Annotated in this window: 13 protein-coding genes and 1 tRNA gene; 7 read left to right on the top strand and 7 right to left on the bottom strand. The window is 65.0% G+C overall.

The window, feature by feature from the left end; translation table 11 throughout:
* From VGM61_RS14335 to VGM61_RS14320, 4 genes are all read right to left on the bottom strand, one after another.
* On the bottom strand, positions 1-1,212 hold a 1,212-nt coding region (locus VGM61_RS14335; protein WP_331523506.1), incomplete at its 3' end, for a HAMP domain-containing sensor histidine kinase.
* Positions 1,196-1,882, bottom strand: coding sequence for a response regulator transcription factor (locus VGM61_RS14330; RefSeq protein ID WP_250624244.1), 687 nt, complete (start codon positions 1,880-1,882; stop codon positions 1,196-1,198). The genes VGM61_RS14335 and VGM61_RS14330, both read right to left, overlap by 17 nt.
* Positions 1,883-2,152: 270 nt before the next feature.
* Positions 2,153-3,073, bottom strand: a complete 921-nt coding sequence (gene rimK / locus VGM61_RS14325; RefSeq protein WP_331523505.1) for a 30S ribosomal protein S6--L-glutamate ligase — start codon at positions 3,071-3,073, stop codon at positions 2,153-2,155.
* A gap of 108 nt (positions 3,074-3,181) precedes the next feature.
* On the bottom strand, positions 3,182-3,631 hold the full coding sequence (locus VGM61_RS14320; protein WP_331523504.1) for an ATP-dependent zinc protease: 450 nt from the start codon (positions 3,629-3,631) through the stop codon (positions 3,182-3,184).
* A 227-nt stretch (positions 3,632-3,858) separates the two neighbouring features.
* Here VGM61_RS14320 and VGM61_RS14315 point away from each other — a divergent pair, with 227 nt between their 5' ends.
* Positions 3,859-4,254 carry a HipA N-terminal domain-containing protein gene (locus VGM61_RS14315; RefSeq protein WP_331523503.1) on the top strand — a complete coding sequence of 132 codons (396 nt, stop codon included), beginning with the start codon at positions 3,859-3,861 and terminating at the stop codon, positions 4,252-4,254.
* Positions 4,251-4,478, top strand: coding sequence for a hypothetical protein (locus VGM61_RS14310; RefSeq protein ID WP_331523502.1), 228 nt, complete (start codon positions 4,251-4,253; stop codon positions 4,476-4,478). Before VGM61_RS14315 ends, VGM61_RS14310 begins: the two co-directional genes overlap by 4 nt.
* Before the next feature lie 51 nt (positions 4,479-4,529).
* Here the strand turns inward: VGM61_RS14310 and VGM61_RS14305 are convergent.
* A tRNA-Gly gene (locus VGM61_RS14305) sits at positions 4,530-4,603 on the bottom strand.
* A 151-nt stretch (positions 4,604-4,754) separates the two neighbouring features.
* Here VGM61_RS14305 and VGM61_RS14300 point away from each other — a divergent pair.
* The 3 genes from VGM61_RS14300 (at position 4,755) to VGM61_RS14290 (ending at position 9,107) form a co-directional block, all read left to right on the top strand.
* Positions 4,755-6,419, top strand: a complete 1,665-nt coding sequence (locus VGM61_RS14300) for a DUF6600 domain-containing protein (protein WP_331523501.1) — start codon at positions 4,755-4,757, stop codon at positions 6,417-6,419.
* Between the two features lie 67 nt (positions 6,420-6,486).
* Entirely contained in the window at positions 6,487-7,182 is a 696-nt protein-coding gene (trmB, locus tag VGM61_RS14295; RefSeq protein WP_331523500.1) for a tRNA (guanosine(46)-N7)-methyltransferase TrmB, read from the top strand.
* A 107-nt stretch (positions 7,183-7,289) separates the two neighbouring features.
* Positions 7,290-9,107 (top strand): SLC13 family permease, encoded by a 1,818-nt coding sequence (locus tag VGM61_RS14290; protein WP_331523509.1) that lies wholly within the window; start codon positions 7,290-7,292, stop codon positions 9,105-9,107.
* Positions 9,108-9,110: 3 nt separating this feature from the next.
* On the opposite strand, the gene VGM61_RS14285 is transcribed toward VGM61_RS14290, so the two are convergent.
* Positions 9,111-9,470, bottom strand: coding sequence for a Rieske (2Fe-2S) protein (locus VGM61_RS14285; RefSeq protein ID WP_331523499.1), 360 nt, complete (start codon positions 9,468-9,470; stop codon positions 9,111-9,113).
* A gap of 78 nt (positions 9,471-9,548) precedes the next feature.
* Here VGM61_RS14285 and VGM61_RS14280 point away from each other — a divergent pair, with 78 nt between their 5' ends.
* The gene (locus VGM61_RS14280; RefSeq protein WP_331523498.1) at positions 9,549-9,800 is read left to right on the top strand and encodes a hypothetical protein; all 252 of its coding nucleotides are present in this window, start codon (positions 9,549-9,551) and stop codon (positions 9,798-9,800) included.
* 121 nt (positions 9,801-9,921) lie between these two features.
* A complete protein-coding gene (gene yedA / locus VGM61_RS14275; RefSeq protein WP_331523497.1) occupies positions 9,922-10,845 on the top strand; it encodes a drug/metabolite exporter YedA in 924 nt (307 codons plus the stop codon).
* 62 nt (positions 10,846-10,907) lie between these two features.
* Here yedA and VGM61_RS14270 read toward each other — a convergent pair whose 3' ends face one another.
* A complete protein-coding gene (locus VGM61_RS14270) occupies positions 10,908-12,059 on the bottom strand; it encodes a serine protease (RefSeq protein WP_331523496.1) in 1,152 nt (383 codons plus the stop codon).
* Positions 12,060-12,203 lie beyond the last annotated feature (144 nt).

The following is a 12,203-nucleotide window of genomic DNA, read 5'->3' as shown; positions in this document are numbered from 1 at the left end:
CAGGTGGCAAAGCCGCTTGACGATGGCAAGGCCCAGGCCCGCACCGCTACCGCCGGCGCCTTCACCGCGAATACCGCGCTGGAAGAGTTTTTCCGCGTCGTCCGGATGGATGCCCGGGCCGGTGTCGGAAACATCGATGCGGTTGTCGCCCACGCGCACTGTCACCTTGCCCTGCATGGTGTATTTGATGGCGTTGCCGATCAGGTTGGTCAGCGCCACCGACAGCACGGATGCGGGCGCGTTGACCGTGACAGGGTCGGCCACCAGCAAGTCGATCTCGATCGGCTTGCCTCCCATCTGCGGCCGCTGGCTCTCGATCACGTCGCTGGCCACCTTGGCCACATCGGTGGTTTCACCGCGCGTGGGGCCGCGGCGCTCGGCGCGCGAAAGCAGCAACAAGGCTTCGATCAGTTCAGTGGCCTGGCGCGAGGCGCGCTCGATGCGCTTGAGGCGTTCGCGCAATTTATCGGTGAGGTCGGGCGAGCCCTGCAGCAGTTCCGTGGTGCTGGCGATCACCGCCAACGGGGTACGCAGTTCGTGACTGACATCAGAATTGAATTCCCGGTCGCGCTCCACGATCAGGGTCAGGCGGGCGGCGTAGTCGTCCAGCGCCACGGCCAGCTCACCTACTTCGTCGTCGGCGAAATGCAGCGCCAGTGGCTCGACCTTGCCGGCCCGGCGGAATTCGCGGATGCGGCGGGCGAGGTCTGTCACCGGGCGCAGCACGCGTGAGGATAGCCACACGCCCAGGCCCAGCGATACCAGGCCGAACAGGAACACCGCGCCAATCACACTGATGAGCAGTTGCTGCTTGCCCAGTTCGTCACGGGAAACATCGAACTGCAGGAAGCTGTTGACGCCATCCTTGCGCCGCACGGCCACCTTGTAGTGATGGATCTTGCCATCGGAACCGGGCTCGAAAAGGTCGTGCACCCCGGTGCCCAGCCGCTGCCAGGACAACGGCACCTTGTAGAGAAAGCGGTCGCTGGCCGTCTGCGCCTTGACGATCTCGAACGCGAACGGCGCACCGGGATCGTGCAGCGCCTTGTCGTTGAGATGATCTACCTCGTCCTGCAGCGAGGAATTGATCAGCTGCTCTTCGACCCTCGCCCGGATGTTGAGCGCGGCGAAGGCGAAAAGTGCACTGAGTCCGAAACCGAACAGCGCAAAGGTGACGATCAGCCGGAAGCGGAGCTTACGCCGCGACCGCATCCGGATCGACCATGCGGTACCCGATGCCGTGGCGGGTGTGGATGAGGGGCTTCTCGAACGGCTTGTCGATGGCGGCGCGCAGGCCATGGATGTGCACGCGCAGCGAGTCTGAATCAGGCAGTTCCTCGCCCCACACACGCTGCTCGAGATCCTGGCGGGTGACCACGGACGGGCTTGCTTCCATCAGTGCCTGCAGCAGCTTCAGGCCGATCGGGTTCAACTGGATGGGCTTGCCCTCGCGCGACACGGTGAGCGTGTCGAGGTTGTAGGTGAGGTCGGCCACCTTCAGCACGCGGCTTTGCGGACCCTTGCCGCGGCGCGCGAGTACTTCAAGTCGTGCTGCCAGTTCCTGCAGCGCGAAGGGTTTGGTCATGTAGTCGTCGGCGCCCGATTCGAACCCGGTGAGCTTCTGCTCCAGGGCGTCGCGCGCGGTAAGCATCAGTACCGGGGTCTGCTTGTGCGCCTCGTGGCGCAGCTTGCGGGCCACGTCCAGGCCATCCATGCCCGGCAGGGTTAGGTCGAGCACGATCACGTCGAAATCGTGCACCACGGCCAGGTGCAGGCCGGTAACACCGTCGCCTGCGAAATCCACGACATGCCCGCGGTCTTCCAGGTAGTCGCCGATGTTGGTGGCGATGTCATTGTTGTCTTCGATGACCAGAACACGCATGCGGGCACTCCGATGTCCGAGGGCGGCGCAGTCGCCCCGTGGGGCCAAGGCCGGAGGGGCAAAGGCCCCGCTGCCACGAAGCTTAACGTTTGTCGCGTGGCCCGCACAGTCACATTAATGAACGGGAACGCAAAGAAAGGCCCGGACGCCATGGCGCCCGGGCCAAAGAAGAACTGCCCCGATGACCGAAAGCCCAGAAGACGGCAACCACTGGGATTGCCTTTCGAACCCCGATGGAAAGGTTATATACCCGCCCCGTTTAAATGGCTGTTAAGCGGCCTTTTTGCGGCGGCGTTTGGGCGGGGCCATCCGCTCGGCCCCGGCCCCGGCTTCGCAGTGCCGGATGATCGCGTCGGCGATATCCACCCCGGTACTGGCCTCGATGCCCTCCAGGCCCGGGGAGGCGTTCACTTCGAGCAAAAGCGGGCCCCGAGCCGAGCGCAGCAGGTCCACGCCGGCCACCCCCAGGCCCAGGGTGGCGGCCGCGCGAAGGGCCACCCGGCGCTCCTCGTCGGTGAGCTCCACGGCCTCGGCGGTACCCCCGCGGTGCAGGTTGGCGCGAAATTCCCCGGGGGCGGAAGACCGTTGCATGGCGGCGACCACCTCGTTGCCCACGACGAAACAGCGCAGGTCCTGGCCATTGGCCTCGCGGACGAATTCCTGCACCAGGAAATTGGCGTACAGGCCGCGGAAAGCCTCGATCACGCTTTGCGAAGCCGCCCGCTTCTCGGCCAGCACCACGCCCTGGCCCTGGGTGCCCTCGTTGAGCTTGATCACGTGCGGGGGGTCGCCCAGCATGTCCAGGAGGTCGGCGGTGTCGTCGGGGTTGTCACCCACGGCCGTCTTGGGCATATCCACGCCCTGCGCCGCCATCAGCTGCAACGACCGCAATTTGTCGCGGGCCCGGAGCACTGCGTCGGAGGGATTGGGCGTGTGCACGCCCATCAGTTCCAGCTGGCGGAGTACGGCTGTGCCGTAGAAGGTGCTGGAAGTACCGATGCGCGGGATCACCACGTCCAGGGGCCCCAGCGGCTTGCCCTTGAAATGCATGGAGAACGTCTGCGGCCCGATGCTCATGTAGCAGCGCAGTGGGTCGATCACCTTGACGGTGTGCTTGCGCTTGCGCGCCGCTTCCACCAGCCGATGCGTGGAATACAGGCGCGCGTTACGCGACAGGATGGCAATTTTCAAAGCCGGGAGACTCCGATGGGGCGGCATGCCCCGCCAGGCGGGGCATTCAATGATGTCGATGCTAGCGCGCCAGGGTCGCGCGATGGTGACGATTATGGGGCAGCGGCCTCACCCCGTGCCGACAACGCCCCGCAGGCTCGCGGTATAGGAAAGTGCCGGATCGACACGGATGCGGTCGAGCAGGGTCATGCGGCCCAGGAGCAGCGGGAACAGCATGTGCCGGCGGTCGTTGAGGTTCAGGTCGATCTCGAACCGTACACCAGCGATCTCGATCTCGGTGCGAATGAACCAGCGCATGTTGGCGTGACCACCAGAATCGCTCACCCGCCGCCGCCCCGTGGCCAGGGCCCGGCACGGCACCAGCACCGGATGGCTGCGCCGGCCGGTGCGGACATCGAAATCAAGCCAGGTATCGCTGCCCTCTTCCGATACCCGCAACGACTCCACATGCAGCGAACTGGACCGCGCCCCGGTGTCGAGCTTGGCCTTGAGCGAAGGGATGCCGAATGAGGGCAGCGCCAGCCGCTCACGCCAGCCGAGGGTGATGACTTCGGTCATGGGAATGCCGTCGGATTGGAGAGGCGCATCCGGGATGGTCCGGGGAGCAGGGTTGCGAAGGATAACTCTACACATCGGTCATCGGGTGAAGACGATGTGGGTCACGATCTCGCAAAGTGAAGCAAGGACGTGATGTCGTGCCTGTCAGCAGCGCCACATCGCTAACGCCTGGTTCGCAAGACGCAAATGTCCCAAACACCAGAAATCGTCCTAACCGGCCCACAACAGTGGAAGGCTTAGCCCCTGGCAGCCAAGGCAACAGCGTCGGCGCCCGCCGGGAAACACTGGCGGCCGATGACAAGGTCGGACGGAAGCTCCAGGACCTGGCCCTGGCGCATGACCGCGGGCAGGTCCGCTTCCACTACAGCCGCGATTGGTTGGCCGGCTCCCGGGCGTTCGCGCTCGATCCGGATCTCTCACTCGACGAACACCCCTTCTTTCCGAAACCAGAGCTGGGCAACTTCGGCATCTTCCTGGATTCATCGCCCGATCGCTGGGGCCGGACCCTGATGAAGCGCCGCGAGGCCTTCGCAACCATGGGTTCGTGCTCGGCGAAACAGGGTGGCGACTTGCCCCCGCCTTCGACGTCAACCCGAACATCGACAAGGCCGAACACGTCTTGAACCTTGACGACGCGGACGACCGTCCGAGCCTGGATATGGTCCTTGGCACGGCGATGTTCTACGGCCTCACTGACGACCAGGTCCGGCTGGCCGTGGAAGAAGTCATGGCGGCCGTCGATGGATGGCAGGACGTCGCGCACAAGGCTCATATCCCTGGCGCCGACATAAACCTGACCGCAGGAGCCTTTTCGGCCCATGCGCAGTTTCGTGCATCCGCAGGCTGACCCTCGCAAGAAGGAAGCAAGGAGAACGCCCAGTGCGATCGCAATCGTAGATGGAGCGGGTGAAGGGAATCGAACCCTCGTCAGTAGCTTGGGAAGCTACAGCTCTACCATTGAGCTACACCCGCGTGGGAGAGCGATGGTACCCCATGCATGCGGCGGGGTGGAACAACCACGACGGCGGCTGAACGGACAGCCAGGGCACATCCCCCTGCCCCCACCGGAGCGCATAATCGTCTTGCGGCGCGATGCGGGGGCATTGCCGCCATGGAGGCACAGATGACCGCTTCGGAAAGATTCCTGCTCGGCGTGGCGTTCGCCGCCATGGTCGCTACCGGCGCGCTGCACGCCCAGGACAACAGCACCTCCCCACAAGTGGCACGCATTTCCTACGTGCATGGCGATGCATCGCTGTTCGCCAACGGCGCCGGTCCCTGGGAACCGGCCAAGCTCAACCGGCCGCTGGCCCAGGGCGAACGCCTTGCCACCAAGGGCTCGTCGCTGGCCGAGGTGGATCTTGGCGGAACGGTGCTGCGGCTCGGCGGTACAAGTGAATTGGGGGTGTCGTCGCTCTCGCCGGCACAGGCCCGCTTCGCCCTGCCTTCGGGTGTGCTGCAGGTGAGCGTGCGTACCCTCAACCCGGGCCAGACCTTGGAAATCGATACCGACAAGGTTGCCGTACTGATCGATAAGCCAGGCCGCTATCGCTTCGAGGCTGGCAAGGCCTATACCGCCGTGAAACTGCGCGAAGGCAGCGCGTCTGCCTATGGCAAGGCGGCGGGACCCCTGACTTTGAAAGCCGGTCAAAGCTATCGCTTCGACAATGCCTCGCTGACGGCTCTGGCGGTGAGCGGGCTAGCACCATCGGATGCCTTCGACACCTGGACACTCGGCCGTGACGGGAGTTTCGTGGCGCCAGCCACCACGCAGTACGTGTCATCCGATACCGTCGGCTACCAGGATCTCGACCGCTACGGCACCTGGCAGGAAGATCCCCAGGATGGCGCCGTGTGGTATCCGAACGACGTGGCACAAGATTGGGAACCCTATGACTCAGGCTCCTGGGACTACGTCGATCCCTGGGGCTGGACCTACGTTGACGATCAGCCTTGGGGATTCGCGCCGTTCCACTACGGCACCTGGACCCACCGCCATGGCCGCTGGGGCTGGGTGCCCGGCCGCCGTCGACTGCACGATCCGGGCTTCGAGGCCGCCCAGGTACCGCCACCGCCCGGCCATGGACGCCCGGGACAATCGTGGGCGGCCGCCAATACACCGGCATCGAGTTTCCCTGAAATCCGGCGCTTCCAGCAGCACGCCAGCCAGCCCAACGGCCCCGCACCCGGCGATGGACGGTCGTGGGCGCAACGCGGTCATGACGGCCGGCCACACGATTTCAATGTCATGCGCGTACCTGACCGCAGTCCGCCCACGGTCGTTTCCACGGTGTCGCGCGTAAACCGCGACGCGGGCGCCAGCGCACGTCCAGGCCTGAGTTTCATCGCGCCAAACCCAGGGCAGATGCAGCAGGTCGCCCAGTCGCGGGCCCGGGTGGTCTCCACCAACGACATGCCACAGACCTCGGGCTTCGTGCCTCGCGTCCAGGGCGATGTGGTCCATACCTATCGCGGCAACCTCGATGGCGGTGCCAGGCCGCAGGTGCAATACATGAGCCGTCCGATCAGCCCGCCTGGCGATGGCTGGCAAGCAGGCAACGGACATGGCTGGCACGGTGGCAACGACAATGGCCCGCAGGGCGGCAACGGACATGGCGAGGGCAATGGCAACCATGGTGGCTGGCAGCGTCCACCACCGGCACAACCGGCGCCAGGAAACCAGGTACGCATGAGCGTGCCGGCGCGCACCGTCGAATCCAGGCCCGCCGGCAATGGCAACGGCAATGGCTCCAGGGGAGGCAACTCCGGGGTGGGTACCGTGCGGTAACCACGGCCTTCGGCCGCTACAATGCCCTGATGCAGATCGATTCCTTACAGCGCATCGGAGCCCTCCGATGAGCGACGACACTCCCTCGCCGATGATGCGGCGCATCCGCAGCTTCGTGCTGCGCGAAGGCCGCATGACCCCCGCCCAGCAACGTGCCTTCGACGACCACTGGGCGCGCTTCGGCCTGGATTACCAGGGCAAGGCGTGCCATCTGGATACCGCTTTCGGGCGCCAGGCGGCGCGGGTGCTGGAGATCGGCTTCGGCAACGGCGAGGCCCTGGCCTGGGCCTCTGAACACGACAAGGCGCGCGACTACCTCGGCGTGGAAGTGCATGGCCCGGGTGTCGGCCGCCTGATGAATACCCTGGCTGCACGCGATGCCGCCAACGTACGCATCTACAAGCACGACGCGGTGGAAGTGCTCGAGCGGGAGATCCCCGCCGGATCGCTGTCCGAAGTGCGCATCTGGTTTCCCGACCCCTGGCACAAGAAGCGCCACAACAAGCGCCGCCTGGTGCAGCCGGACTTCGTCGCCATGCTTGCCACACGCATGGTCCCCGGCGGCCTGCTGCACCTGGCCACTGATTGGCAGGAGTACGCCGAGCACATGCTCGACGTGATGGAAGCGGCGCCTGCATGGACAAACCGCCTGGGTTCGCGTGCGGTGGCGCCGCGACCGGACTGGCGCATCGAGACCCACTTCGAACGGCGGGGCTTGAAGCTCGGGCACGGTGTCTGGGATTTTCTTTACGAAGTGAATTGAGCACCAAGTCAGCCTGGAGTCGGTAGCCGCGCGTATACTCACCGGCACGAACCTTCCTTCGCCTTGGCCAGGATTGCCGGCACGTGGCATTGACCCTCACCCCCGAAATGATCCTGGTGCTCGGGCTGGTGGGCTTCACCATGCTGATGCTGGTGCTGGAGTGGATCCGCGCCGATCTCGTCGCCCTGCTGGTGGTGGTCACCATCGGACTCACCGGCCTGATCCCCGGCGAGCAGGTGTTCAAGGGGTTCGCCGGCAACGCCGTGATCGCCATCATCGCGATCATGATCATGGGCGCAGGGCTCGACCGCGCCGGCGTGCTGAACCTGACCGCTTCGTTCGTGATGCGCATGGCGCGCGGCGTGGAATCGCGCCTGGGCGTGGTGGTGAACAGCGTCACCAGCCTTTTCAGCGCACTGATTCCCAGCCAGGCCCTCGCCGCGCTGATGATCCCGGTCACCAGCCGCCTTTCCGCCCGCACCGGCGTGCCGATGTCCCGCCTTCTGCTGCCGATGGCGTTCTGCATCCTCACCGGCACCAACACCACGCTGATCGCGAACTCCCCGCTGATCGTGTTGAACGACCTGATCGCCAGCGCGAATGCGAACCTGCCACCGGGCGCGCACACCATCCCCAAGTTCGGCCTTTTCAGCGTCACACCCGTGGGCCTGGTGCTGGCAGTGGCGGGCATTGCCTTCTTCTACTTCTTCAGTCGAAAGCTGCTGCCCGACCGCGAGGACGACCGCCTGAAGGTCACGCCGGGCCGCACGGAGAGCTACTTCGCCGATACGTATGGTATCGCCGGCGAGCCTGCTGAACTCACCGTCACCGCCGAGAGCCCGCTGGTGGGCATGAGCATCGGCGAAACCGAGCAACTGCATGGCGCGCCCCTGATCCTTGCCATCAAGAACGGCAACGAGGCGCGCATGGCGCCGCCTTCCGACCAGATGATCTGGGTGGGCACGGTGCTTGGCGTGCTGGGCCCGCGCGATGAAGTGAACGCGTTTGCCAACAACCAGCTTTGCCGCGTGTCCACGCGCATGCGCCAGCTGGGCGAACAGTTCAACTCCAGCCGTGCGGGCATTTCCGAGGCAGTGATCCCGCCCAGCTCAAGGTTCCTGAAGCAGTCGGTGGGCGAGCTTCGCCTGCGCAAGCGCTTCGGCATCTCGGTGCTGGCGGTGAACCGCGGCGACCAGGTTTTCCGCGAGGACGTCCGCGCGGTGAGCCTGCGCGCCGGCGACACCCTGGTGCTGCACAGCAACTGGCGCGACCTGCTGCTGGCCCAGGAAGACCGCGACCTGGTGGTGGTGACCGACATCCCCAAGGAAGAACAACGCCCCGGCAAGATCTGGCAAGCCGTGGGGTTCTTCCTGCTGGCCAAATGCCTGGCGCTGTTTACCAACCTGGATCTTTCCATCGCCATGATGACCGGCGCGGTGGGCATGCTGCTGACCGGCGTGCTGAACATGGACGAGGCTTACAAGGCGATCAACTGGAAGACCATCTTCGTGACCGCGTGTCTTATCCCGTTGGGCTGGTCGATGGATTCCACCGGCACCGCCTCGTGGATCGCGCAGGAGGTGCTGCACGTGCTCGGCGGCGCGCCACAATGGACCCTGCAGCTGTCCATCGCGATACTCACGCTGATGTTCTCGCAGGTGATGTCGAACGTGGGCGCGACGGTGATGATGGTGCCGATCGCCATCAGCGTGGCGGTGACGACCGGCGGCAATCCATCGGCCTATGCACTGATCGTGGCGGTGTCCTCGTCCAATACCTTCCTGCTGCCTTCGGGCCATCCGGCACTGATGATGGTGGCGGGCCCCGGCGGCTACCGCGCCACGGATTTCCTGCGCGCCGGCCTGCCACTGACCATCCTGGTATTGGTGCTTACCCTGGTGTGCGTCAACCTGATGTACCGCTAGAGCTCAAGAAGCATCCGCGCCGCGCCCCAGCACCACCGCCTGGTTACTTACATGCACTTCCACCGGCCGCAGGTGTTCGCCGCGGCACGGCCCCATGGTGCACAAGCCGCTGGCCGTGGCGAAACTCGCGCCATGCGCGGCGCACACCAACACACCGGACTTGACCAGGAACTGCCCTGGCGCCCAGTCCAGCCGACGTCCCGCATGCGGGCAGACATTGAGATAGGCGCGCACGTGCCCGCCTTCGCGCAGCACGATGATGGAGTCCTCACCGTCGGCCAGGACAGCGTCCGCGGCGATGGCGCCGCCGTCGGGGATATCCTCGAGCAGGCACAGGGTTTGCCCGGGGGAAATACTAACCATGGCACTTGCCTCGCGGGGCATTTGGCCCCAAGGTTACAGTTCAATGAACCCATCATTGTGCCATACGGATTTTTAACGATGCGCTTCAACTTCCCGCCCATCCGCCGGTCCCGCCACCCGCTCGTCCGCGCGCTGTCCGTACTTGCGGGCCTGGCCGTGGTTGGTGTGCTGATGGTCTTCGGTGTGGTGGTGCTGGGCGTGTTAGTTGTCGGTGGCAGCGTGTTGATGGCCGTGCGCCACTGGAAACTCTCCCGCCAGCCGCAAGCGGCACGTACCCAGCGTCCGGCAAACGTGCTCGAAGGCGAGTACGTGGTACTGCGCAACGGCTGATACCCCGGCATGGCGTCCGCCGTGCCTTGAACCAGATTGATGGCTGCCGCGCATTCGCCGCGCTACTGCGGCGTGCCTGTCATCGCTATCGTGGCTGTTCGAATTGTCTAAAGAGCCCGACATGGATACCCGCGTCAGCGTCCACGCCCCGCACGATGTCGTTGCCACCACGGGCCAGCCCGTGCCGGCCCGCCCGTGGCTGGTACCCCTGGCGATGCTCGCGCTGTATGTGATCTGGGGATCCACCTACCTTGCCATCCGCTTCGCGCTGGAAAGCTATCCGCCGTTCCTTCTGTCGGGCATCCGCTTCCTCATCGCCGGACTGGGTTTGTTGACCGTCCTGGTGGTGCGCGGCGCGGCGCTGCCCACGGCGCGGCAGTGGCGCAATGCAGCCGTTACCGGCGTGCTGTTGCTGGGCATGGGCAACGGCCTGGTGTGTTTCGCCGAAGGCAGCGTGAGCTCAGGGATCGCTGCAGTAGCCGTGGCCAGCATGCCGCTGTTCGCCGCGGTGTATTCAGGCATGTATGGGCAATGGCCGACACGGCGCGAGACGCTGGGACTTGCCGTGGGTTTCATCGGCGTACTCGTGCTCAACCTGGGCTCCGGCCTGTCGAGCTCGCGTATCGGCGCCTTCGCCCTGATTTTTGCAGCCAGCGCGTGGGCTTTTGGTTCGGTCTGGAGCAAGCGGCAGGACATGCCATCAGGACCAATGAACACCGCCGCGCAAATGACCTGCGCCAGTGTCGCGCTGATCATCTTCGCGCTTTCGCTTGGCGAACGCATGCCGGCCCATCCCACGGCGCGCGCAACGATGGCGCTGGCCTACCTGGTGGTTTTCGGATCCATCATCGCCTTCAGCGCCTACCTCTATGTACTGAAGACGGTGCGCCCGGCCGTGGCTACCAGCTACGCCTATGTGAATCCGCCCGTGGCGGTGCTGTTCGGTGTATTGCTGGCGGGCGAAACCGTGGGCCCGTTCGACCTGGCCGGCATGGCGATCATCCTGGTCGGTGTGGGCATCATCACCCTGCTGCGGGCGCGTTAACCGGACAGCCAACGATGATGCCCCGGGACGGTAGACCAACCATCTGCCCCAGGGCGCTATCGTTACTGGCTGCTGGAGGGCACCTGCCCGTTGGCGAAGTAAGGCCGGATGGATGGCCAGATCACCTCGATGGCATTGCCCTGGTTAAGGCCGCCATCACTCGAATTGTGCAGGACGCGCGCGCGATGGCTTTGGCGATCGATAACAGGGGAACCTGAACTGCCGCCCTCGGTGTCGCATGCATACCGCCTCATGTTGCCCGCGCTCGACGCAATGCTGCAGGAGCGACCGGCATCGTCCATACGGGCAATTTGCTTCGGACGTCCGCCGCCGTGTTGCGGAATGTAGATGGGCTGGCCCACCGCCAGCGGGGTGACGTCCAGGCCGAGGTAGCCGTACCTTGCGACCTTGCCTGAGGAAAATTCCTGGGCGTTGAGCGCGAACAACTGGAAATCGCGTCCTGCATCCCCCACCAGACGCTCCCCGCCACGCACCTTCGTGCCCGCTGTCGTAGCGTTGCTGCCGCCGCACACGGCGTGCTCATGGCCAAACCAGAGTTCGAAATCGGCCGGGTTCTGGTGGTTGCCGATGACATGGTGGTTGGTCAGCATGCGGTTCTCCGCACCCACCCGCCATGCCGTGCCCACATAACCGAAGCCATACACCCGCGCGACTGCCTGCGAGCGGCGATACATGGTTGCATCGGTGGCCAGCACGCACGCGGGCCGCTCACGCTGGTCGGCGCCGATGACCGCTCGCGAAGTGATGCTGGCGAAACCGACATCGACGCTATCCACGACCAGGGAGAATGCGCGACCGGCATTACTACCGTCGTGGCGCATGGTGACGGTCGTCGTGTCGCCTTCCACAGACGCGGCATAGTAGCCCTCCCCGGTGCTCCCCGAGGCTACGTCGTCGGCATCGAATCGATCCACTACCTCACCGGACGCATTGGTCAGTTCCACCCATGCGCCATCGGGAATATAGGCCGTTGAAAAATGCAGGCGGAGGAACGTGGCGCCCGGGCGCGAGACAACCATCGACGGCGAGTGGCCTGGTGCCAGCCATCCGTTGAGCCTCTGCGACGCTTCCTCGATGTTGGCTACGCGTACCGGTAGCTGCACGTCCGGATCGACGGGCCCGGCGAGGCTTGAAGATGCACCGGCCATCGACAGCATGCCTGCGGTCAGGCAGAAAAGGTGGATCGATCGCATGAATTTCTCCAGGGAAAGTGGGGCGCATCATTGCGCCCCACCAGACTGCCCCTGGAACAACGACAGACATGTCGTCGAGCCTCCCGTTCGGGACGACGACTTATCCCGTCGAACGACGTGGATGGCCTGTCGTCGGGTCAACGC

The sequence above is a fragment of the Pinirhizobacter sp. genome, assembly GCF_036499745.1.
Classification (GTDB): Bacteria; Pseudomonadota; Gammaproteobacteria; order Xanthomonadales; family Rhodanobacteraceae; genus Pinirhizobacter.
The sequence above is the reverse complement of the archived record's forward strand: the minus strand, read 5'-3'. Positions and strand labels throughout refer to the sequence as shown.